Raw genomic sequence first — 22,215 nt, 5'->3', positions numbered from 1 at the left:
ATGAGGTCCTTAGCCGATTTCGAATTTAACAAAGTGCCGCTATGCGATGGTATGATCCTGATTTCAGAGATGATCCGCGACGATTTCACATCACAGTACGTTTACGCTGAACTGGAAAATCTGGTCAGCCTGGCGCGCGAAGAGATCAATCAGGCACGTCCGCAAGACTGGCAATTAGAGAAGCTGATTGAGCTTTTCTACGGCGAATGGGGTTTCTGCGACACGCGAGGCGTGTATCGCCTGTCTGACGCACTGTGGCTGGACCAGGTGCTGAAAAATCGACAGGGTAGCGCCGTCGCGTTGGGCGCCATTTTACTGTGGGTTGCGCACCGACTGGATATTCCACTGGTGCCGGTCATTTTCCCCACGCAGATGATTTTGCGGGCGGAGTGGCTGGACGGTGAGATGTGGTTAATCAATCCGTTTAACGGCGACACGCTGGATGAGCATACGCTGGACGTCTGGCTGAAAGGCAACATCAGCCCGATAGCGGAGCTGTTCAATGAAGATCTCGATGAAGCCGATAACGCCGAAGTGATCCGCAAGCTGTTGGATACGCTGAAGTCTGCGCTGATGGAAGAGCGTCAGATGGAGCTGGCCCTGCGCGCAAGCGAAGTGCTGTTACAGTTCAATCCGGAAGATCCGTACGAAATCCGCGACCGCGGCCTGATTTATGCGCAGCTCGACTGCGAACACGTGGCGCTGAATGATTTGAATTATTTCGTCGAGCAATGTCCGGAAGATCCGATCAGCGAAATGATTCGCGCGCAGATCAACGCGATCGCGCATAAACACATTACACTGCATTAATCTTAATTCCGATTCACACCTGAATAAGGCGATCCTATGAAACAAAAAGTGGTTAGCATTGGTGATATCAACGTGGCAAACGACCTGCCGTTCGTGTTGTTTGGCGGTATGAACGTACTGGAATCCCGCGATCTCGCTATGCGCATCTGCGAACACTACGTGACTGTGACCCAAAAGCTGGGCATCCCGTACGTGTTTAAAGCCTCTTTTGACAAAGCCAACCGCTCCTCCATTCACTCCTACCGTGGCCCGGGCCTGGAAGAGGGGATGAAGATTTTCCAGGAGCTGAAACAGACGTTTGGCGTGAAAGTGATCACCGACGTGCACGAAGCGTCTCAGGCACAGCCCGTGGCTGATGTGGTAGACGTGATTCAGCTTCCGGCGTTCCTGGCGCGCCAGACTGACCTGGTAGAAGCGATGGCGAAAACCGGTGCCGTGATTAACGTGAAAAAACCTCAGTTCGTGAGCCCTGGCCAGATGGGTAACATCGTCGATAAGTTTATCGAAGGTGGTAACGACCAGGTGATCCTGTGCGACCGTGGTTCAAACTTCGGTTATGACAACCTGGTTGTGGATATGCTGGGCTTCAGCGTAATGAAGAACGTCTCTAACCAGTCTCCGGTGATTTTCGACGTGACCCACTCCCTGCAATGTCGCGACCCGTTTGGCGCCGCGTCTGGCGGGCGTCGTGCGCAGGTGACCGAACTGGCGCGCGCCGGTATGGCAACCGGCCTGGCGGGTCTGTTCATTGAAGCGCACCCGGATCCGGTTAACGCGAAATGCGACGGTCCATCCGCGCTGCCGCTGGATAAGCTGGAGCCATTCCTGAAACAGATTAAAGCGATTGACGATCTGGTGAAGAGCTTCGACGAGCTGGATACCAGCAACTAATAAAAAACCGCTTCGGCGGGTTTTTCTTTGCCCGGCGGCGCTACGCTTGCGCGGGCCTACGGGTTTCGTAGGCCGGGTAAGCGCAGCGCCACCCGGCAAAAAAATTACGCAAATATCGTCATCAGATACGCAATAAACAGCGCCATATGCGCCGCGCCGTTCAGCACATTGGTGCGGCCGGTGGAGAAGGATATCTGGCACAGCAGCAAGGATGCCACCATCACAATCATCTCTGGCGCACCCAGCGCAAACTGCAATTCATTTCCCGTCATAAAGGCAATCAACGTCACCACCGGAACGGTAAGGGAGATGGTCGCCAGAACGGAGCCGAAGAACAGATTCATCGCACGCTGCACCTGATTATTGAGCACCGCTTTCAGCGCTCCCAGGCCTTCTGGCGACAGGATCAACAGGGCCACCAGGAAACCGGTAAAGGCGACCGGCGCGTTCAGTTCAGTTAATAGCGCCTCCAGCGGGTTTGCATTCATCTTGGTGACAGCAATAACGGCAATCAGATGCACGATCAGCCAAACCGTGTGCCACGCGCTGCTGTGGGCCGACGGCTTACCGTGATGCGGGTCATCATCGTCGCCGTCGTCTTCATGCTCGTAAACAAACAGGCTCTGGTGCGTTTTGGTCTGGATCAGCAAGAACACGCCGTACATTGCCGCGGAAATCAGCGCCACCAGCAGCGCCTGGCCGGTGGTGAAGTTTGCGCCCGGCAATGCCATCGGGAATACCAGCACGATAATCGCCAGCGGGAACAGGGCGATCAGATACTGTTTAATGCCAAAAAGGTTCATGTACTGGGTGGCAAATTTGCGGCCACCTAATAAAAGCGAAAAACCGACCAGGCCGCCGGTAACAATCATAATGATGGAGTAGAGCGTATCGCGCATTAACGTTGGTGCGGCGTCGCCGGTGGCCATTAATGCGGAAATTAGACTGACCTCAAGAATCACAACCGAAAGGCTTAAAATTAATGACCCATACGGCTCTCCAAGACGGTGGGCTAAAACATCCGCATGGCGTACCACGCTAAATGCACTGGTTAAAATACCCACCAGAGCCAGAATATTGATCCCCACAACCACTGGCAATGACTGACTGCTTCCCCAGAAGAGCAGCACAGCCAGTGCCAGAACCGGGAAAATGAGAGAGGTCTCCTTGTGGCGGGTCTTTACCGCCTCGTGTGTTGCTGTCATGTGTTTCTCCAACAGTGCAGGTGCTTGTAATTATAGATAGATTTTGAGGGTGTTAAATTAACAGAAAACGGTTAAATACCCTGTATTTTTTACTTAATTTTACCCTTTAATGGGAATTTTCTTCCTGAAGCTTATAATACCTTATTTACACAAAATATTAATTTAATAACAACGCCTTGCGCTCTTAATTAGTTCATTTCTTGCTGTCGGCTGGCACCCTGGCGTATCGTCGTCCACACTTATCTTTTAGCCAAAAGAGAGGTTAACGATGCCATACAAATCGAAAAGCGAATTACCGGATAACGTGCAAAACGTACTGCCTGCCCACGCTCAGGATATCTACAAAGAAGCCTTTAACAGCGCCTGGGATCAGTACAAAGATAAAGAAGATCGCCGGGACGATGCCAGCCGTGAAGAGACGGCGCATAAAGTGGCCTGGGCCGCCGTAAAAAATGACTATGAGAAAGGGGATGATGACAAATGGCACAAAAAGAAATAGCTGCCGAATAATACGCTGCCTCCATTTTGACATTTCAGGCGGTTGAACTGCCGCTGTATTGCATCTGGCCCGCGAATTGCTTATCGTTGCTCAACTGCTGTTAAAATGAACAGCACAGAATGCCGGGAAGGCGCATTAAAGATGTCGCAAGGAAGCATGCAGTGGCGGAGGTGGAATGTGTTAACGCGTGATTTCTTGATGAAGGCAGATTGTAAGACGGCATTTGGTGCTATTGAGGAATCGCTTCTGTGGTCGGCTGAACAACGTGCGGCGTCGCTTGCGGCAACGCTGGCCTGCCGCCCGGATGATGGCCCGGTCTGGATTTTTGGTTACGGCTCTCTGATGTGGAACCCGGCGCTCGAGTTTGTTGAATCGGCAACCGGAACGCTGCCTGGCTGGCACCGCGCCTTCTGTTTGCGCCTGACCGCCGGACGCGGCAGCGCCTGTCAGCCTGGACGTATGCTTGCACTAAAAGAGGGCGGGCGCACCACGGGCGTGGCATACCGGCTGCCGGATACCACGCTGGAAGATGAGCTGACGCTGCTGTGGAAGCGCGAGATGATCACCGGCTGCTATATGCCCAGCTGGTGCAAGCTGGAACTGGACGACGGCCGCACCGTCAACGCGCTGGTGTTCATTATGGATCCGCGCCACCCGCTGTATGAAGCCGACACCCGAACCCAGGTGATTGCCCCGCTGATTGCCGCCGCCAGTGGACCGCTGGGCACTAACGCCCAGTACCTTTTCTCGCTCGATCAGGAGCTGACGCGTCTCGGTATGCAGGACGACTGTCTGAGTGAGCTGGTGGTGAAGGTTAAAGCGCTGCTGGAAGGGAACCCGCTCAGCAATACGCTGCGCCCGGGTTTTGCCTGATAATACGCCCGGCTGGCCGGGCGTTTATGGTTATGCTGCCACGTAACTTACGGAATGTTCGAGCGACTGGCTGTGGCTGTCGATCAGCACATCCCAGGTGCCGGTGTAAGGCACCGTCAGCCAGGCCTTATCATCCTGGACGGTAAGGATATCTGCCTGCGATTGCTTTTGCCCTTTTGTACTCATCAGATGGATGCGGCAACGTTCTGAGCAACGCACCACTACCGTATCCCCGCCAAACAGTTTCAGACTCGTTTTAACTCGTGCCATTTTTTATTTCACCATGACTCCAGCACCGAACTTCGCTGGACTACGCCGCAGCCAGATACAGCAGGTTTATCAATAACTTAGGCGGATTCATCATATGCCGGTGCTTTCTGAAACTTGACCCGGCTTCCATCCGCTTGGCTCCCAACAGGCTCCTGGAAATCGGGTCTTCCGAGGAGTCATCATGGCGAAAATCAAACTCACCAAGTCCGCAGTCGATGCGGCACAAGCCCAAGCGCAGCCAGTCGAACTGCGCGATACCCTGGTTCCTGGCTTCCTGTGCAAGATCACCCCGGCAGGCCGCAAGGTGTTCATGCTCCAGTACCGCACAAACGCCGGAGAGCGGCGCAAACCTGCCTTGGGCCTATACGGAGAGCTGACCGTCGAACAGGCTCGGTCGCTGGCGCAGGAGTGGCTGGCGCAAGTGCGCCGGGGTGGAGATCCTGCCGCAGAGAAGGCTGCAGCGCGTCAGGCACCCACGGTCAAGGAGCTGTGCATCAAGTTCATGGAAGACTACTCCAGCCAGCGTAACAAGCCGAGCACGCAGGAAGGCTACCAGAGCGTCATTGATCGCAACATCATCCCGATGCTTGGCCGCATGAAGGTGCAGGATCTGAAGCGGCCTGACGTGGCTTCGATGATGAAGAAGATGGCGCACAAACCCGCCGATGCGAACCGCACGTTCAGCGTGATGCGCAAGATGTTCAACTTGGCCGAGATATGGGGCTATCGCCCTGACGGCACTAACCCATGCCGCCATGTGCCCATGTACCCGAACGGCAAGGCGACTCACCTCATCAGCGACGAGGAAATGGGCAAGTTGTTTCGCTACCTTGACCAATTGGAGGCGGAAGGCCTGGAGCATGCCGTGATCCCGTTGGCCATCCGCCTGCAATTCGAGTTTGCCGCTCGCCTTTCTGAGATCGTCTCACTCCAATGGGATTGGATTGATCTGGAAAACCGGCGGGTGGTGTGGCCTGACAGCAAGACAGGCGGTATGTCCAAGCCCATGAGCGAAGAAGCCTATCGGCTTCTTTCGACGGCGGCTCGCAATGCTACGACGCCCCATGTATTACCGTCTCCGCGTCACCCTGATCGGCATTTGACCGACGGGGAGTATTACAACGGTTGGAGCCGCACTCTCAAAGCCGCTGGCGTGACGCATGTGGGTACGCACGGCATCCGTCACCGCTCGGCGACGGACATCGCCAATTCTGGCATCCCGGTGAAGGTCGGTATGGCTCTGACAGCCCACAAGACCGTGGCGATGTTCATGCGCTACGTCCACACCGAAGACAAGCCCGTGCGGGAGGCCGCCGAGTTGGTGGCGAACCGGCGCAAGGCGATCACCGGCGCTAAGCAATCCCCTGCGGAGGTGACGGCATGAGCAGGCGCAAGGTGTCCCCCTCTTCACCAGCAGCGCCGAAGGCACTGTTGGGTGACATTCGGGCACTGATTGAGGCTGCGCACCAGCGCGCCGCCTCGGCGGTCAATGCCGAACTAACCTTGCTGTTCTGGCGCATAGGCCAGCGCATCCATACGGAAGTGCTGGCCGGGCAACGGGCCGGGTACGGCGAGGAGATCCTGCCGTCTCTGGCCGAGCAGCTTGTCCGCGACTATGGACGCAGCTTCGCGGACAAGAACCTGCGCCGGATGGTGCAGTTCGCGGCCACTTACCCCAAGGAGCCAATTGTCGTGACGCTGTCACGACAATTGAGCTGGTCGCATTTCGTAGCCTTGCTGCCGCTGAAAGACCCCCTTCAGCGGGACTATTACGCTCAGATGGCGAGCACCGAGCGCTGGAGCGTGCGGACGCTACGCGAGCGCATCGACTCGATGTTGTACGAGCGCACGGCGCTATCCCAAAAACCGGAAGAAACCATCGCGCAGGAGCTGGCGACACTGCGCGATGCAAAGCGCATGACCCCAGCACTGGTCATGCGCGATCCCTACATCCTCGACTTCCTGGGGCTGCGAGATAGCTGGCAGGAAAGCGACCTGGAGGCAGCCATCATCCGCGAAATGGAAGCTTTCCTGCTGGAGCTGGGCGCGGGTTTCTGCTTCGTTGCCCGGCAGAAGCGCATCCAGATCGACGACGAGGATTTCCACCTTGACCTGCTTTTCTACAACCGCAAGCTGCGGCGGCTGGTGGCGGTGGAATTGAAGATCGGCGAGTTCAAAGCAGCCTACAAGGGACAGATGGAGCTTTACTTGCGCTGGCTGGACAAGCACGAGCGGGAGCCGGAAGAAGCCTCGCCGCTGGGGATCATCCTTTGCACCGGCAAGAAGCGCGAACAGATCGAATTACTGGAACTGGATAAGTCAGGCATTCACGTCGCCGAGTACCTGACCAGCTTGCCGCCGCGAGCGGTGCTGGGCGAGAAGCTGCAGCAGGCGACCGAGAGGGCGCGATTGCAGATCGAGCAGCGGGAGCCTGGCGAGAAGTCCTGACAGCAGTATCCGTGCGTCCTGGCGTACCGCCGTCGGGTTCGCGGGCTGCGCCCCGCGCTTCGTGCCGAATCGCAGCCATCCGGCTGCCCCCTGACGCCTTCGGCCCTCGTGGACCTGCGCGCTCCGCTTGCCCGAAAGCCGACTGTGTGACTGGGCGGGTTTAGGCGGTCTTGCTGTTCCCTTCACCGTATCACGGTGTTCTCGCCGTCAATGGCTGCACGCGCCATGCGCGCTTGCGGCACGTTGGCCGTCTGCGACCCCTGACTGCTTGCGCTGCGCCGTGCTGGCCACGGTTCCGGGCAATTCCGCCCGTGCAACCGGAGCACGATCATGTCGCAACTTTCTCTTTCTTCCTTCGATTCCGTTCTGATGGTTCGCAGCGCGCGTGGGCGCTACCAGCCAGCTTCTGCCAATCAGATCCTCGAAGCTGCACGCTTGGTCATCGACCAGAAAATGCCGCGCGGCGAATCCTTTACATCACCGATGGCGGTAAAGGAGTATCTGGGCACCAAGCTGGCGTGCCTGGAGCATGAAGTCTTCGCAGTGCTGTTCCTTGATACGCAGCATAGGCTGATCGAGTACAGCGAGCTTTTCCGGGGCACCATCGACAGTGCATCGGTGTACCCGCGTGAAGTTCTCAAGGAGGCACTGCGGCTCAATGCAGCGGCAGCCATCATTTCTCATAACCACCCGAGCGGGAATCCCGAGCCTAGCGCAGCCGATAAGTCGCTGACGAAGCGACTTCGGGAGGCGCTGGCAATGGTGGACGTGCGCGTGCTGGATCACATCATTGTTTGCGGCACGAGCACAACATCATTTGCAGAGCATGGCTTACTGTGAGTACAGGGGCTTCGGCCCCTTTTTACGATGTTTTTTTGGTTAGGCTCTCTTATAAAAAACCGAGACGCTGCCTCGGATTTTTATATGGGCAAAGGAGGCATCTCGACTCGGTGCGGCGATAGTAGCTCTCTCACAGAGCCCTCCTGCCGGGAATCTTGAGCCATTGCGGGCTGATATGAAGCTTACGCAATGGCTCAATAATGCACTCTTGGCAGAGACTTGATTACGCCAGTGTGACAGGGGTTTCTGTCACCGCTTTTACTGCCCAAGCTTTGCTCGCAATGTTTTATAGAAGTGTCTAGTTGCATCACCTCTGAATACAGTCGTCCCAGACGAAGCTGAGTCCATACTTGCTGTTACCACGCGCCTGGCTGCTTCTTTGGATGTCTCAGCGTATTTATCCAGATCAGAAGTGCTTCTGAGATATGGCCACTTCTTTAAATAATCTGGAAGCTCGATGTTTCCGCCAAATGTAGCAAGAGGAAAGTCCTTTTCCGTTGCAACACCTATTTCCCATGGTACCCACCATGACGCCTTGGTCGCCTCAGAAACAACAGCCAATAGTTGCGTGCATTTATCAAGTTCTTTTCTGACATGCGCAGCAACATCTTCACCATTGTTAAACTTTGGATCAATTACATCTAGGTAGCAGTCAATATTGTGATTATTCTTCAAGTGGCCTTGTATCCTCAAGGCTAATGCCGAGTCCAACTGCTGATGGGATAAAAATATCTTCATGCCCCCTCCTTTGGATGCAATTTACAAACGTTGTTTTTCAGCAAGAAGTCGGTAGTGCTCGCCTAGTACTGTCAATTTGCAGGACTTGCTTTGCATGGCAGCGTGCCACATGTGTGGTGCATTGACAGGCGCAACCAAGTTAAGGCGATTGTATCGCTGGAGTAGCGCGAATTTCCGCGTATTTTCAGGGTCTGGCGGAGGCATGCCGGGATCTCTACCCTTAAGTTCTGGCTCGAACGTAGGGTCAAGCTTGTATTCAAACCCACGTTGAGGGAAAAATTCAGTTATGCGTCTGAGATCATCAAGAGAGATCGGCGGATTGACCTTTCGAAGCGAGACGAATTGCCGGACGTTAGTTTTAAAAATCGGACGTTGTTCCCAAGCCCCCAGGGATTGGTCAACATGTGCATAAATGCTGCCCGGGGTGATGTCTCCAGTAAGGTTGGCCGCCCCTCCATGAAGAGCATCTACCAACAGGGTTGTGAATACGCCCCTACCATTTTCTTCCGTTGCATATTGATCAGCTGCTGAAGCAGTCAGGATCGTCAAACCTTCAGACAAACTGGCAAGCTCTCCTGCGACTGGAGGTGTGCCGGCTATTCCGGAATGGCAGCTATCAAGGATGATTATCTTGTTGCGTGCTGGCGATTTATTTGCCAATGCGAGGACTTCCGACAGCGATAGACCTTCGTCACCACGGCGAGAGTCCGTCGCCAGCAAATATCCTCCAGTTGCTTCAATATGCCCATGACCAGCAAAATAAAAAAGAGCAATATCAGCTTGCGCCTTGAAAAGCTCCTCAACCCGATCTTTTAATAAAGACCGTTCGACGCGATCTGTTGGGCCAGTCCCGGTGAACATTTTGCAATCGAAGTTGACGGAGCCATCCCCATGACGAGCTAGGACAGCTTGCACCGCGTGAGCGTCATCGACACATCCATATAAAGAGCCACCATGCTCGTAATGATTTATGCCAACGATAAGAGCTATGCGCATAACGTCACTCCGCGTATGTCAGAGACCGTTGATAAAGTTCTTTATGGCATCCCATGTCCATACGACAGTGTTTACGCCTTCAATTTTTGTCCTGTCATCGGAATAGGCCCAGATGCCCAGCACCTTTTTCCCCTCCTCACGTGCGCATGCAATCTCCCATTTCTGCCCGCTTGACGCCAAGGAGTTCTTGCTAATCAAGGCGATCACGCCATCCGATCGGCGAATTCGGGTACGGACTTTGTCTTTCCATTCCGACGCATAGGCTTCCTTGACTGACATATCTATGTATTCGAAAGGGGAATTTGTAAGAAGTGATTGACCTTTCAAAAAGTCCCTTTGCCTTTCGTCTTCAATAGCGAATGCAACGAAAATAACTTTCTTGTCTGCCATGTGATCCTCTTTTGCCGAAATGGTGTTGGAGTGCCTGTCGCGATACTTCGTATCGAATGTAACAGATATTTCGATATTAATCGTGTCGGACGCATAAGGCTGAAGGAACAAACATGGCGGGCGTCCCCGGCCCAAAAGCATGGCCGGTCGCGCTGTCGTGCCGCGCATCGAGCCTCGTTGCACGAGTCTCGCCCCTGTTCGGGCTTCCATCGTTCCCTCGCTCCGCTCGGCTGACGCCTACGGCCCGGCTTCCAGCTTCGGGCCTGCGCGCTTCGCTTGCGTGCGGTCTGCACATCGTGGCGGCCGTTGCCATGTCCAGCCGTCTCTCCTGACTCCATCACCTTGCTCGCGACTGTAGCCCGTGGCCGCGTGCCATCAAGGCGCGCCAGGCCGTGTCCTCGGCTGCGCCTGCGGGCCGCACCAACCTGTCGCTTTTCTCCTTGACGGCCCACGTCCGTGGGCTCCTGACCGTCGCGGGCGATGAACTCAGGAAAGACGGTGGCAACAGGGCCAACCGGGTTCCTCGTGCCAACCGCACCGAACAGCCGAAAGGCTGGGCTCCGAATCTAGGAATCCGGTGTGCGGTTTGAACAGCAAACCCTTTTCGTCAGGAGAAAGACCATGCTTGCATCCCGTTTTGCTTCCCGTTCCCCGGTACTGCGCAGCGATTCCCCGCTGTCCGATGACCAGATTCACCGCGTGGCCCCGTCCATCTTTGCGGAAGCCCCCCACGAAAGCCGTTCCCAGCGTTACGCCTATATCCCCACCGCCACGGTGCTGACCGAACTGCGCAAGGAAGGGTTTCAGCCTTTCATGGTGACGCAGACCCGCACCCGCCACGAAGACCGGCGCGACTACACCAAGCACATGATCCGGCTGCGCCATGCCAGCCAGATCAACGCCCGAGGCGAAGCCAACGAAATCATCCTGCTGAACTCGCACGATGGCACCAGCAGCTACCAGATGCTGGCCGGAATGTTCCGTTTCGTGTGCAGCAATGGGCTGGTGTGCGGCGATACCGTGGCCGATGTGCGCGTGCCGCATAAGGGCGACGTGGCCGGACAAGTGATCGAAGGTGCCTATCAGGTGCTGCACGGGTTTGACCGTGCGCTGGAATCCCGCGAATCCATGCAGGCCATCACGCTGGACGAAGGCGAGGCCGAAGTATTCGCCCGCGCCGCGCTGTCGCTCAAGTACGACGACCCGGATAAGCCCGCACCCATCACCGAATCGCAAATCCTGATGCCGCGCCGGTTCGACGACCGCCGCCCGGACTTGTGGAGCGTGTTCAACCGCACCCAAGAGAACCTGACCAAAGGCGGTTTGCATGGGCGCAGCGCCAACGGACGCCGCCAGCAGACCCGCCCCGTGCAGGGCATTGATTCCGATATTCGCCTCAATCGCGCTCTGTGGCTGCTGGCCGACGGCCTGCGCCAGTTGAAAGCCTGATTCCCCTGCGCGGCAGGGGCAGGCAGCAACCCTTGCCGCGTCATTCGCTGCTGCATTCCATCATCGCAAGGAGTTTTCACCATGAACGCCATCAACCACACCGAAGCCCAAGCCATCCACGCCGCAGCCAGCGCCGCGCCTGCCGTGCTGCTGGAAGCCGCCGACCCGAGCAAGAATCTGATTCTTGTGCCGCTGTCGCGGCTGGTATCGCGCCCTACGGGCCGCAACGTGCGCAAGACCCCGCGCATGTCGATTCCTGAACTCGCCGCCAGCATCCAGCGTGTCGGCCTGCTGCAAAACCTGATCGTCACCGCGACCACTGATGGCGAGCGTTACGAAGTCGTGGCCGGAGGCCGTCGCCTTGCCGCTCTCAAGCTGCTGGCGAAGAAGCGCCGCATCAGCAAAGAATGGGATGTGCCTTGCCTGCTGGTGGCCGATGGCACCGCCCGCACCGCCAGCCTGACCGAGAACGTGCAGCGCGAAGCCATGCACCCCGCTGACCAGTTCGAGGCATTCGCCGCGCTGGTGGCCGAAGGCCGACCCATCGAGGACATAGCCGCAGATTTCAGCGTCACACCGCTGGTGGTGCAGCGCCGCCTGAAACTCGCCAACGTGTCGCCGCGCCTGCTGGCCGACTACCGGGCCGAGGCCGTGAGCCTTGACCAGTTGATGGCCCTTGCCATCACCGACGACCACGCCGCGCAGGAAGCCGCGTTCTACGATGCGCCGACATGGCAGCGCAGCCCGCATAACCTGCGCGACCGCCTGACCGAGCGCGAGATTGATGCCCATCGGCATCCGTTGGTGCGCTTCGTTGGGCTGGACACCTACGAGGCCGCAGACGGTGGCATCCGCCGCGATCTGTTCGCGGAGGCCGATAGCGGCGTGTATCTGACCGATGCCACGCTGCTGGAACGGCTGGCGCAGGACAAGCTGGCCAGCCTTGCCGCCGAGGTGAAGGCCGAAGGCTGGGCATGGGTGGATGCCACCACCGGCACGACCTATGCCGACCTGCAAGCCTTCCAGCGCGCCCCGAGACAGCGCCGCAGCCCGGATAAGTGCGAAGCCCAACGCATCGAGAAGCTGCAAACCAAGATGCAGGCGTTGGCCGAGGCCGTGGATGCCGCCCTGGACGCCGACGATGAAGACAAGGCCGATGCCTTGCAGGAAGAAGGCGAACACCTGGGCGAACAGTTGCAGGCGCTGGAAGATGGCTTGCTGGACTACGGGGAAGCCGTCAAAGCTGCCGCCGGTGCCATCGTCACCATCGACCGCAACGGCGAGGCCGTGATTCATCGTGGCCTGCTGCGCGAAGCCGAGGCCAAAGCACTGCGCACGCTTGAACGGCTGCGGCAGGGTTTCGGCAGCGAGGGCGAAGCTGGGAACGACGACACAGGCGAGCAAGCCGACGACGCCCCCAAGCCCGCCGCCATGTCCGACCGGCTGGCGCAACGCTTGAGTGCCCACCGTACCGCCGCGCTGCAGATCGAAGTGGCCCGGCATCCGCAGGTGGCGCTGGCCGCACTGGTGCATGGCATGGCGCAGACCGTTTTGCAGGGCAGCTACTACGGCCACGATCTGCCGCTGGGCGTGAAGCTGACCCAGCAAGATCGGCTGGAAGGCATGGCCCCGGACTGGCCGGAATCGCCCGCCGCCGTGGCACTGCGCGAACTGCAACAGGTAGCGGGTGAAGCCTTGCCGGAGGACAGCGCCGAACTGTTCGCCGCACTGCTGGCGAAGCCGCAGGATGAACTGGTTCGCCTGCTGGCCGTATGCGTGGCATCCACGGTCGATGTGGTGACACCCCGCGCCACGCAGCACCAACCGGGCGCCGAACTGGCGCAGGCCGTGGCGCTGGACATGGCGGCATGGTGGCAACCGACCGCAGACGGCTATTTCCAGCATGTGCCGAAGGCCGCGACTCTGGAAGCAGTGGGCGAATTCGCACCGGAGCACGTCACCCGGCTGGCGAAGTTGAAAAAAGGCGACATTGCCAGCGAAGCCGAGCGGCTGGCCGATGGCACCGGCTGGATGCCTGCCATCTTCGCCGCCGAAGCCACGCAGCAGACCGTGCAGGAGGTGGTGACGGACGAGGCAGTCGAAGCACCGAATGAAGTCGCCGCCGTGGCGGATGAGCAGACGCGAGCCGAGGCATTGGCCGCTTGACCCCGCACCACAGATAGCGCCCCGGTTCCTTTGCGGGGCGCTATCATGCCGAGGACTCCCCCCATGAGCCACGACACCACGAACCGCCCGCGCATGGCCGCGACTTACGCCCCCGGCACGGTACGCGCCCGCCGCTGGCATGGCGATAGCGACGTGCGCGGCTATCGTCCGCCTCGCGGCTGGACAGCCCGTGCCGACCTGACCGACCTACACCCCATTACGGGCCGCGCCTTGCCGCGTGCCGTGTGGTGGATCATCGAAACCAAAGAATAGGAAGCCCCCCGCGCCCAAGCCGTTCCGTCTTGGGCGCGGGGAATGCCGAAAATCCGGGCACGGCGGTGGCCGCGCCCGGTTTCAAGGCTCAAAGCCAAAACGCCCCTTTGCCGCCTTCGGTCAGGCGGTAAAGGGGCCGCGCACAAGTCGCCTTGTGCGCAAAAGCCATTGAGGCCATGCAAGTGCAGCGGCGCACGCGCCGCCGACATTCCGACAGCACCTCGCCGCAATGGGCGGCGCTTGTGGGCCTACGCCCCGGCTTGCTGCGGCAGGTTGCTCGAAAGCGTGCCGTGCTCGACGCTGGCGGTTCTTTGCCTGTACGTCACGAAGGACGGTTCACCGACACGCCACATAGCCTCGATTTGGAACTTCCACGCCACGCATCAAGCATGTGGCCGCAAGTTGTGGCAGGAGCGCTCGTACCTTGTTGCTGGGGCATTGACCTGGCCGCGTCAGGGAACAAGCCGGTGAAGTTGTCATGCGAGGATGCCGAGTCGGCCATGTTTCCATTCGGGAGCGGGCGGCCCGTGCGTCCTTGTCTTGTTGCGAATCCTGGCGGTGGCGCGGCTGCGCCTTGGGCTTTATGACCGCAACCTGGAGGCGAAAACAATTTCCCCTGCGCTGCGCGCATTCCTCGCGGCACAAATTCTTTTCGCTTCCAGGCGCTCCACTGCGTTGCGCCCGCAAGCGGTGCAGCCAGCCCGTCCCCCGCCGGTCGGATCACAACAGGACGCGATGGGCGCGAACCCTGTTCAATCGAAAGGAAATTCATCATGGCAAACATCGGCACCTTCACCGCAGAGAAAGACGGTTTCACCGGCACGCTTCGCACTCTGACACTCAATGTCAAGGTCAAGCTGGTTGCCAACCCCAAGGGCGAGAACGAAAGCGCACCCGACTACCGCCTGCAAGCGGCTGGCCACGACATCGGCGCAGCGTGGAAAAAGACCAGTGAGGCCGGACGCCCTTATGTGTCCGTGACCCTTGATGATCCATCGTTCCCTGCAACGGTCTATGCCCGCCTGATCGAAAACGAGGATGGCACGCATGCCCTGATCTGGTCACGCAGCAAGCCCAAGGCGGCGTAACCACCTCAGCGCCTCGCCCACTATGGCGAGGCGCTTGGCCTACCTGCTCACTTCATTGGGGGTCAGCGAATTTACCAAACACCTGCAAGACAGGCGCCAGCACCAACTGGCCCACGGAATAAAGGCCCGGCCCTCTGCCCATGAGTTCCGCAATTCGTTCCTCGTGGAGTACGCCTGCCGCGCAGTCTTGCTCCATCTGTGCAACCAATGCGGCTTTGGCCAGGGCCAACGTGGCCTCTGCCTGCTGCGATAGGCCGCTCGCTGATTGAGCGTCATACGCAATCAGGTTATCGAGCACTGGGGTAATATTTTCCATGCCGCCTTTGACCATTTCCGCCCGTAAGCCTTCAACGACAGCAGTGACCAAGCGCCAAATTTGCTGTGGTTGCTGGTCAAGTTCCTTTTCGATCAGTGTTCGCGCCTCAAATAGCGACAACGTGGAACATGGCGCGAGCGCCGTACTCATGGTGCGCGCCAGCTTGAGGAGTTGATGTTCTTCCAAGCGTTCCAGCAGGTTTGCGAACGCACGCTGTTGCGTGCCGTCGGCGAGCGCATTCGCAAGCCCTTCGGTAGCGTGTTCCGGCACTTGAACGCGGCTTGGCGCTAAGAGCACCTGATGTTTGTCGATATCGTGTGGCGGATGCTCCGCGAGAGGATCAATGTCCACTGTCACTTCGCGCGTGGCGGAACCCTGCGGTGCCGTGCCCAGGTGTACGGAAAAGTTTAAAGCGGAGAACAGCGCGACACGGCCGTAAATTTGGCCGTCGAAGCCATCAACGCCGACCGTCACTCGATGCCCAAATTCAAACTTGTTGGCGCGCGCTCCGGCGGGCGGGCTGAAATCCCACCAGATCGGTGCCGTGCCTCCAAAGGGCTCCAGCGCAACCGTCACCGCCGCGCGTGCTTTGATCAATTCCTCGCGCTCTTCCGGCTGCTGTTCGCAGCCGCCCAGCGCTGCGACCTTGGCGATGGCTTGCGTGTAGTTGATGAAGTTGAAAAGCGTCCCTGATCGCGCGAGCTCTGGGAATTCCTGCGCGAAGAATGTCTGCGTCATGTACGCGATGGCGCCCAGACCACAGGCACCGCCAAATTTGCGCTTATGGTGAATGGAGCCGGTGATATACGGCCGAGCGGAGGGCTTCGACAAGGGTGTCCACTCGTGTCCATCGTCCTCCATCTTGTTTGCGAACTGTTTGACGGACTGCTGGTTGGGAAATGCCAGATGCAACTCTTCACCTTCGCCAACTGCTGTGCGGGAGATGATACGGGGCTTCGTGAATTTGATCTCCTTGGCAGAGATCGAAACGGTCTCTCCCGTCAGCGTATGCTCGCCATAGGCAGTTTTGGGGTGCTTGGAGTGATCCGGCCGAACGCCCAAGTATGCATTGAGGAAGTCGAGCTGCTCGGCAATCTCATTGACGAGACCCGAATAGCTGTTGTCGTGCTTGGGGCAATAGATGCCGGAGTTGACCCGCCGGCCTCCAAGAGACGCCGGAAAAACGTGCTCCCCAGAGCCTGCGGCCTGTCCGCACACGATGCATGTCTTCGCCATTGAGTTCCTTTCCAAAGTTGCACCACGCCAAGCGAAGCTATGCGATGCAGAGTCAATTAGGTACTTCGCCCAGGACTTCTTCAACGGCCCCCATCAAGTGGGCGACGCTGAGCCCCAGCGCACGCGCGATCTTGAAAATAATCGCCAGCGTGGGCATGTGTTCGCCGCGCTCAATCTTGCCCATGTGAGAACGCTCGATACCGGCTTGATGTGCCAAGGTTTCCTGCGCCACGCCTTGCTCGACCCGCAGTGCGCGCACCGCCGCGCCGAAGGCCTGGGCCAGCTCGGCGTCGAAGGTGGTGGAGCCGGCCGGTCGGCCGCGCTGGACGGTTCGCTTCTGCATAGACAGAAGCGTCGATTCACAGCACAATTAAAACCACGTTATATTTAACTCATTCATCCAATATCAACTGTTTTTGTGCCTTTACTGAAAACCGCATCGGCGGCTTTCTTCAAAAGCGGAGAGCCTGTTCCGTGTCTTTCCTGACTTCCGTGCATGTGCCTTCGTGTTTCTACGTCTCTGCGGATACGTGGGGTTGCGCATTGGTGCTTTCGTGGGAAGGCGTGAAAGCGTCTCTGATGCTTTGTGTATCCGTGGAAGTGCAACCATGACCGCGCTCATCACCGCCAACGAGCGCACGCACTTGCTGGCCAACGGCCACGCCCGCGCCGCCGGGCAGGACACCGACCCGCTGCCTGTGGTGCGCCTGTTCACGCCAGATGCGCATGCCACTTGGCTGCTGGCTTCGCTCGACCCAGCCGATGGCGATACTGCCCACGGCCTGATCGACTTGGGGATTGGCATGCCTGCACTGGGAACGGTGAAGCTGTCCGACCTGGCCGCCATCGTCGGGCCGCGCCAGCAGTCCGTGATGCGGGATCGCTACTTCCAGCCGGTGCGGCGGCTGTCGGAATACCTGCGGCTGGCCGAAGACAACAGCTCGATCACCGATTGAGGGCCACCGCGAAACGGTGGCGCAATGTGTCTATTTCGGTCTGGTCTGTGACCCGTTAGGTCTGAATCGGCAGTGTTGCACCGCAGTGGTGCGTGCCAGATCGAAACGGTCATGATGCCTGGCGCGGGCTGCGGCAAGCTGACCGACGCGGCATGCCATTGGAGTGCGTTGCCGCCGTCGCACTCGGACGATTTCAGCAACGCATCGGAGTTCATCGGTCTTGACACTGCCAGTTTACGCTTCACCCATGACGTTTTGACGATGGCCTCGTAGCACGCCGTTTCGCCGTGGCGACGCATCCCCAGCACAGGGAGGTTGCCTCATGGCTGATCGCAGTGCCGAGCCGTGGTATGCCACGGCGGCCTATCTCTATGTTCTGCATTTGGATGGCCCGGCGCTGGCCTGGGAGTACCTGCGCCGTCATCCAGACTATCGGCACGACTGGCTGCGCTATCGTCGCCAACCGGATGCTGCCGGGCATTGGGGGCTGCGCCTGCTGGAAGATCCCGCCCTGGATGCGCGGGACGCGCACCCGGCCTGGTTCCCCGATCACGATGCCGTGGTGCAGCTCTACCCCGACGCCGATCCGCCGCCCGATGCCTTGTGCTTTGAGTTCTGGAAGCTGCCGGGCCACAAACACCTGATCCATGACGGCAAGCGCCTGGTGCTGGTGGCGCGCTGGCCCGGCTGCTGCCTGCGTTTCGTTCTCGCACCAGGCTTGGCTGATGGCATGGCGTACGCCTATGCCATCCGGGCCTGCGCCGCGCCTTGCGAACGCTATGCGGCCTTGGCGAGCGAATTGAACAAGATCGCCGTAGCAGCCGGTGCCGTACCTGCGGCGACCGTCCGGCCACGTCCGTCGCTGTCCGCATTGCTGGAACTGCACACGCTTCAGGCGCTGGACGCAACCCTGGCGGGTGCGTCCTTGCGGGAGGTGGCCGAAGGGCTGTTTGGTGTGGATGCCGTTGCCGCCGACTGGCACGCCGACAGCGCTCTGCGCGCCCGCGTGCGGCGGCTGGTGCGACGGGGCGATGGGCTGATGCGCGGCGGTTATCGCCGTCTGGCACAGCTTCCGGCTGTCACTTCGCATGAGGGGGGACGTTTCGCATCCCCTGCAGAACGTCCCTGAGCAAGAGTCCCAAGTTTCTTGAGACTGCCTCCATCCGGCTGCGCTGTGTGGCCGGGCTTGATGGAGGTACATCCCATGCGACCCGCTCCCTTGTGGCCTGCCGCCGCTCCCGTTGCCACACCCGCACAACCCCAGCGCTATCTCACCAACGATGAAGCTGCCGATTACCTGCGCCTGTCACCGCGCACGCTGGAGAAACAGCGCGTCATTGGTGGTGGCCCGAAGTTCCGCAAGTTCGGTCGCCGTGTCATGTACGCCGTGGCCGACCTCGATGCCTGGGCGGAAACGCGCAGCTTCGAGACCACTTCCGACCCCGAATATGCCGAGCACCACTCGGCTGACAGCCGTGCGCGCTGATCGGCGCATCGCCGGTGGCCATCTCCATGTCCCGCCCACCAGGGCACGCCTTGCAGCAGCGCGAACAGCTCGACCTGTTCCGAGCTCTGCCGGGCGAGGACATGGCACCGCGCGATGCCCAGGACTTGATGGCTTATCCGTTCTTCTCGCTGGCGAAGTCGCGGCGCACCGCGCCGATCGACTTTCGCAGCGGCAACATCACCATTCGCGTGGAAGGCACGCAGGAGCATGGCATTGCCACGATCTGGGATGCCGACATCCTGATCTGGGCGGCCAGCCAGATTGTCGAAGCCAAGGACGCGGGCATCCAGCCCTCTCGGCGGATGCAGGCCACGCCCTACGAGATCCTGCGCTTCATCGGGCGCGGCAAGTCGCTGCGCGACTACCAGCGTCTCAAGGCCGCGCTCGACCGGCTGCAATCGACCACGGTGGCCACGTCCATCCGCGAAACGACGGGAAGGCGCTTGCACCGCTTTTCGTGGATCAACGAATGGAAGGAACTGGCCGATGCCAACGGCACACCGCTGGGCATCGAACTGATCCTGCCGGACTGGTTCTATGCCGGCGTGCTGGACGCCGCCCTGGTGCTGACCATCGACCCGACGTATTTCCGCCTCACGGGCGGCATCGAGCGCTGGCTGTACCGCCTGGTGCGCAAGCATGGCGGGAGGCAGGAATACGGCTGGCAGTTCGACTTCCGGCATCTGCACCGCAAGTCGGGCAGCAGCACGCGGTTTTCGGATTTCGCCTACGACTTGCGGGCGCTGGTTGCCCGGCAATCGCTGCCGGGCTACGAGCTGGGAATCGTGCGGATTCCCGAGGACGACATGGAATTGCTGACCTTCCGGCCCGTGCCGCAGACGGCACGGGGATAACAGCGGGACAAGCTGTGGATGGGGTCGTGCTATCAGGAGTAAGGGGTGTCGTGCTATCAGGAGTACGCCTATCGTGCTATCAGGAGTACGAAAACGCCGGAAAGCCAGTAACGGCGCGGGTTTGCGATCCCTCTAACATTACTAACTTAAATTCTCTAACTATTGATAGAGAAACAGCATTGCGGTGGACAAGTGCCGCAGGCCGAAAAACCGGCCAGGAAAAGCCGCAAAAATCACCCCGTTCGGCACGGCAAAAACAGTCCGGTCTTCCAAGCTGGAGGGCCGCGCCATGATCGTTGCCTTGCTCAACCAGAAAGGCGGTGTCGGCAAGACCACGCTCGCCACGCACATCGCTGGCGAACTGGCGCTGCGCGGCCAGCATGTCGTCCTGCTGGATGCCGATCCGCAGGGTTCCTCACTGGACTGGACGCAGCGCAGAAGCCAGCAGGGCTTGCCCCGGCTTTTCAGCGCAGTGGGCCTGGCACGCGAAACACTGCACCAGGAAGCCCCAGAACTCGCCAGACGGGCCGATCACGTCATCATCGACGGGCCACCCAGGATTGCCGCCTTGGCGCGTTCTGCGCTGCTGGCGGCCGAACGGGTGCTGATCCCGGTACAACCCAGCCCCTACGACCTGTGGGCCAGCGCCGAGATGGTGGCGCTGATCCGTGAGGCCCAGGTGTTCCGGCCTGCGCTAAGCGCGGCCTTCGTCATCAACCGGCGCGTCAGCACAACGGTAATCGGGCGCGAAGTACGACAAGCCTTGGCCGAACAGCCGTTGCCAGCGCTGCGCAGCGAGGTGCGCCAGCGCATCGTCTTTGCCGACAGCGTGGCTGCGGGTCGATTGGCGCGGGAGACGGCCCCCGATAGCGCGGCGGCGCAGGAAATCACCGCGCTGGTCGATGAGCTGCTGCGGTGGCCGTCATGAGCGACAACAGCAACCCACCCAACAGAAAACGCCCGGCCAAGCGGGTCGGCATCGGCGCGCGTCCGCCCGCCAATCCGCACGCCGAGGCTTGGATTCGACAGGGCGACGCGGATGCGCTCAACAAGGGCGACCTCTACACCGCTCGCCTGACCCTCGACATCACGCCCGCCATGCGGGCGCGCATCAAGGTGTCGGCCTTCACGCAAGGCGTGACCGTGGCCGACTTGCTGCGCGGTTTGCTGGAGCGCGAGTTTCCAGAACACCGCAGGGAGAACACGCCATGACCACATCCTCATTGTCTGCTGCCGCACCTGCCGCCATCGCGGCCACGGCTGCGCGCACATCACCTTCCAGCCAACCCGCCAGCGCGCCGTTGACGCGCGTATCGCTCGCCTACATCGAACCACGTTTCAAGCTCTACCTGCGCTTCGGCCAACCAGCGCGCACGCTCCAGCTAGATCGCTGGCGGCGCTGTGCCATGTTCATGCCGGGTGCAATGCTCTGCCGCGTTCGTTGGCAGGCCAACGACTACGGCACGATCCGCTGGCAGCTCATGGTGATGCAGGCTGCTACACCGCTTGATGCCGTGCAACGCATCCCCGGCGTGCAGCCAGGCGCGTGCCTGCTGCTGCATGCCGAAGGTGACGCCAATGTGCGTGCTGTGCTGGAACGCATCGACGGCATTGAGGCGCTGGGTATCTCTGCCATCGACGTGTCGCCCGCGTACTGGCGCACGCTCGCCAACCGGCTCGCCGCGCATTCGCCGCTGCCCGAATACACCGCCGAGCGGCACGCCGCCTGGCTGGCCGGGAGGGCGCCGCCATGACGGCCCATCCCACCACCGCACACACACACAAAGCCGCGCCGCTTCCTCGCTCGCGCCTGCGTGCTCGCCTCGTGCTGGCGAGCTTCGCCGCCGTCGGTCTCGCTGCGCTGGCCTGGGCGGCTTTCGTGCAGCCGCTGCCGCGCTTGATCTACAACCCGTCTGACAGCGTTCCGGTCGGCTGGTATCGCGTCGATCCGCAGCGCCACGGCGCCGATTCGCTGCCGCGTCCCTTGTCCGTGGGCAGCGTCGTCCTGACCACATTGCCGCCAGATGTAGCTGCGCTCGCTGCGCAGCGCGGCTACCTGCCGACTCGCGTTCCGCTGCTCAAGCGTGTGGGCGCGGTCGCGCCGCAACACGTCTGCATCGTCGCTGGTCAGGTACGCATCGACGGCGTGCCGATGGCCGCTGCGCTGCCTGCCGACCGGCTGGGCCGGCCGTTGCCATCCTTGCAGCTTTGCCGTCGCCTTGAGGCGGGCGAACTGTTCCTGTTGAGCGTGACCAATCCGGCATCGTTCGACAGCCGGTATTTCGGGCCGGTCAGCGCATCCGCCGTGATCGGCGTTGCGCATCCGGTCTGGATGGAGGCACGCCCATGATGGCCGCCAATTCACTGCACGTTGCCGTGCCTCTTGTCGTGCTATCAGGTGCGTCGTTCT

26 protein-coding genes are annotated in these 22,215 nt (G+C 59.8%); 19 read left to right on the top strand and 7 right to left on the bottom strand.

What is annotated here, in order from left to right; all coding sequences use genetic code 11:
* Positions 1-810: an invasion regulator SirB1 gene (gene sirB1, locus CKK19_RS14785; RefSeq protein ID WP_022648376.1), complete on the top strand. Its 810-nt coding sequence runs from the start codon at positions 1-3 to the stop codon at positions 808-810.
* Positions 811-846: 36 nt separating this feature from the next.
* Positions 847-1,701, top strand: a complete 855-nt coding sequence (kdsA, locus tag CKK19_RS14780; RefSeq protein WP_022648375.1) for a 3-deoxy-8-phosphooctulonate synthase — start codon at positions 847-849, stop codon at positions 1,699-1,701.
* Between the two features lie 104 nt (positions 1,702-1,805).
* Here kdsA and chaA read toward each other — a convergent pair whose 3' ends face one another.
* Positions 1,806-2,906: a sodium-potassium/proton antiporter ChaA gene (gene chaA, locus CKK19_RS14775; RefSeq protein WP_003856672.1), complete on the bottom strand. Its 1,101-nt coding sequence runs from the start codon at positions 2,904-2,906 to the stop codon at positions 1,806-1,808.
* Positions 2,907-3,174: 268 nt separating this feature from the next.
* Between chaA and chaB the strand changes: the two genes are divergently transcribed.
* Positions 3,175-3,405, top strand: coding sequence for a putative cation transport regulator ChaB (chaB, locus tag CKK19_RS14770; protein ID WP_003856674.1), 231 nt, complete (start codon positions 3,175-3,177; stop codon positions 3,403-3,405).
* Between the two features lie 177 nt (positions 3,406-3,582).
* On the top strand, positions 3,583-4,278 hold the full coding sequence (locus CKK19_RS14765; protein WP_017384255.1) for a gamma-glutamylcyclotransferase: 696 nt from the start codon (positions 3,583-3,585) through the stop codon (positions 4,276-4,278).
* A gap of 30 nt (positions 4,279-4,308) precedes the next feature.
* Here the strand turns inward: CKK19_RS14765 and CKK19_RS14760 are convergent, their stop codons facing one another.
* The gene (locus CKK19_RS14760; protein WP_015570352.1) at positions 4,309-4,548 is read right to left on the bottom strand and encodes a hypothetical protein; all 240 of its coding nucleotides are present in this window, start codon (positions 4,546-4,548) and stop codon (positions 4,309-4,311) included.
* Between the two features lie 181 nt (positions 4,549-4,729).
* On the opposite strand from CKK19_RS14760, the gene CKK19_RS14755 reads away from it, so the two are divergent.
* From CKK19_RS14755 to radC, 3 genes are all read left to right on the top strand, one after another.
* Entirely contained in the window at positions 4,730-5,932 is a 1,203-nt protein-coding gene (locus CKK19_RS14755) for a tyrosine-type recombinase/integrase (protein ID WP_034018398.1), read from the top strand.
* On the top strand, positions 5,929-6,996 hold the full coding sequence (locus CKK19_RS14750; RefSeq protein WP_034018401.1) for a PDDEXK nuclease domain-containing protein: 1,068 nt from the start codon (positions 5,929-5,931) through the stop codon (positions 6,994-6,996). Before CKK19_RS14755 ends, CKK19_RS14750 begins: the two co-directional genes overlap by 4 nt.
* A gap of 330 nt (positions 6,997-7,326) precedes the next feature.
* Entirely contained in the window at positions 7,327-7,836 is a 510-nt protein-coding gene (radC, locus tag CKK19_RS14745) for a RadC family protein (protein ID WP_034018403.1), read from the top strand.
* 258 nt (positions 7,837-8,094) lie between these two features.
* Here radC and CKK19_RS14740 read toward each other — a convergent pair whose 3' ends face one another.
* From CKK19_RS14740 to CKK19_RS14730, 3 genes are read right to left on the bottom strand one after another with little or no spacing between them, the layout of a single operon-like run.
* Positions 8,095-8,574: a toll/interleukin-1 receptor domain-containing protein gene (locus tag CKK19_RS14740; protein ID WP_079391116.1), complete on the bottom strand. Its 480-nt coding sequence runs from the start codon at positions 8,572-8,574 to the stop codon at positions 8,095-8,097.
* A gap of 21 nt (positions 8,575-8,595) precedes the next feature.
* Positions 8,596-9,570 carry a caspase family protein gene (locus CKK19_RS14735; protein WP_079391118.1) on the bottom strand — a complete coding sequence of 325 codons (975 nt, stop codon included), beginning with the start codon at positions 9,568-9,570 and terminating at the stop codon, positions 8,596-8,598.
* Positions 9,571-9,588: 18 nt separating this feature from the next.
* On the bottom strand, positions 9,589-10,170 hold the full coding sequence (locus CKK19_RS14730; RefSeq protein ID WP_225455168.1) for a TIR domain-containing protein: 582 nt from the start codon (positions 10,168-10,170) through the stop codon (positions 9,589-9,591).
* 411 nt (positions 10,171-10,581) lie between these two features.
* On the opposite strand from CKK19_RS14730, the gene CKK19_RS14725 reads away from it, so the two are divergent.
* The 4 genes from CKK19_RS14725 to CKK19_RS14710 all read left to right on the top strand — a co-directional run bounded on the left by CKK19_RS14725 (position 10,582) and on the right by CKK19_RS14710 (position 14,936).
* The gene (locus tag CKK19_RS14725; RefSeq protein ID WP_022960621.1) at positions 10,582-11,409 is read left to right on the top strand and encodes a DUF932 domain-containing protein; all 828 of its coding nucleotides are present in this window, start codon (positions 10,582-10,584) and stop codon (positions 11,407-11,409) included.
* Positions 11,410-11,490: 81 nt separating this feature from the next.
* On the top strand, positions 11,491-13,575 hold the full coding sequence (locus tag CKK19_RS14720) for a ParB/RepB/Spo0J family partition protein (RefSeq protein ID WP_034018408.1): 2,085 nt from the start codon (positions 11,491-11,493) through the stop codon (positions 13,573-13,575).
* Positions 13,576-13,638: 63 nt separating this feature from the next.
* Positions 13,639-13,848 carry a hypothetical protein gene (locus CKK19_RS14715; RefSeq protein ID WP_028624810.1) on the top strand — a complete coding sequence of 70 codons (210 nt, stop codon included), beginning with the start codon at positions 13,639-13,641 and terminating at the stop codon, positions 13,846-13,848.
* 773 nt (positions 13,849-14,621) lie between these two features.
* Complete coding sequence (locus CKK19_RS14710) at positions 14,622-14,936, top strand: DUF736 domain-containing protein (protein ID WP_034018411.1); 315 nt, start codon at positions 14,622-14,624, stop codon at positions 14,934-14,936.
* Positions 14,937-14,988: 52 nt separating this feature from the next.
* Here CKK19_RS14710 and CKK19_RS14705 read toward each other — a convergent pair whose 3' ends face one another.
* Together CKK19_RS14705 and CKK19_RS14700 are read right to left on the bottom strand one after the other, a co-directional pair.
* Positions 14,989-16,488 (bottom strand): hypothetical protein, encoded by a 1,500-nt coding sequence (locus CKK19_RS14705; RefSeq protein WP_034018412.1) that lies wholly within the window; start codon positions 16,486-16,488, stop codon positions 14,989-14,991.
* A 52-nt stretch (positions 16,489-16,540) separates the two neighbouring features.
* Positions 16,541-16,831, bottom strand: a complete 291-nt coding sequence (locus tag CKK19_RS14700; protein ID WP_034018414.1) for a helix-turn-helix domain-containing protein — start codon at positions 16,829-16,831, stop codon at positions 16,541-16,543.
* Between the two features lie 265 nt (positions 16,832-17,096).
* On the opposite strand from CKK19_RS14700, the gene CKK19_RS14695 reads away from it, so the two are divergent.
* The 8 genes from CKK19_RS14695 to CKK19_RS14660 all read left to right on the top strand — a co-directional run bounded on the left by CKK19_RS14695 (position 17,097) and on the right by CKK19_RS14660 (position 22,155).
* Positions 17,097-17,444 (top strand): DUF2958 domain-containing protein, encoded by a 348-nt coding sequence (locus CKK19_RS14695; protein WP_034018415.1) that lies wholly within the window; start codon positions 17,097-17,099, stop codon positions 17,442-17,444.
* Positions 17,445-17,766: 322 nt separating this feature from the next.
* A complete protein-coding gene (locus CKK19_RS14690) occupies positions 17,767-18,573 on the top strand; it encodes a DUF2285 domain-containing protein (protein WP_034018418.1) in 807 nt (268 codons plus the stop codon).
* 75 nt (positions 18,574-18,648) lie between these two features.
* Positions 18,649-18,930, top strand: coding sequence for a helix-turn-helix domain-containing protein (locus CKK19_RS14685; protein WP_034018421.1), 282 nt, complete (start codon positions 18,649-18,651; stop codon positions 18,928-18,930).
* A gap of 26 nt (positions 18,931-18,956) precedes the next feature.
* Entirely contained in the window at positions 18,957-19,805 is an 849-nt protein-coding gene (locus CKK19_RS14680; RefSeq protein ID WP_103243856.1) for a replication initiator protein A, read from the top strand.
* Between the two features lie 289 nt (positions 19,806-20,094).
* Positions 20,095-20,733 (top strand): ParA family partition ATPase, encoded by a 639-nt coding sequence (parA, locus tag CKK19_RS14675; RefSeq protein ID WP_034018423.1) that lies wholly within the window; start codon positions 20,095-20,097, stop codon positions 20,731-20,733.
* Positions 20,730-21,017 (top strand): hypothetical protein, encoded by a 288-nt coding sequence (locus CKK19_RS14670; protein WP_034018439.1) that lies wholly within the window; start codon positions 20,730-20,732, stop codon positions 21,015-21,017. Before parA ends, CKK19_RS14670 begins: the two co-directional genes overlap by 4 nt.
* On the top strand, positions 21,014-21,559 hold the full coding sequence (locus tag CKK19_RS14665) for a DUF2840 domain-containing protein (protein ID WP_034018424.1): 546 nt from the start codon (positions 21,014-21,016) through the stop codon (positions 21,557-21,559). Before CKK19_RS14670 ends, CKK19_RS14665 begins: the two co-directional genes overlap by 4 nt.
* Complete coding sequence (locus tag CKK19_RS14660) at positions 21,556-22,155, top strand: S26 family signal peptidase (protein WP_034018425.1); 600 nt, start codon at positions 21,556-21,558, stop codon at positions 22,153-22,155. Before CKK19_RS14665 ends, CKK19_RS14660 begins: the two co-directional genes overlap by 4 nt.
* The last annotated feature ends 60 nt before the right edge of the window (positions 22,156-22,215 follow it).

Origin of the sequence: Enterobacter sp. CCUG 70166 (assembly GCF_020224095.1) — a bacterium.
Lineage (GTDB): Bacteria > Pseudomonadota > Gammaproteobacteria > Enterobacterales > Enterobacteriaceae > Enterobacter > Enterobacter intestinihominis.
The sequence above is the reverse complement of the archived record's forward strand: the minus strand, read 5'-3'. Positions and strand labels throughout refer to the sequence as shown.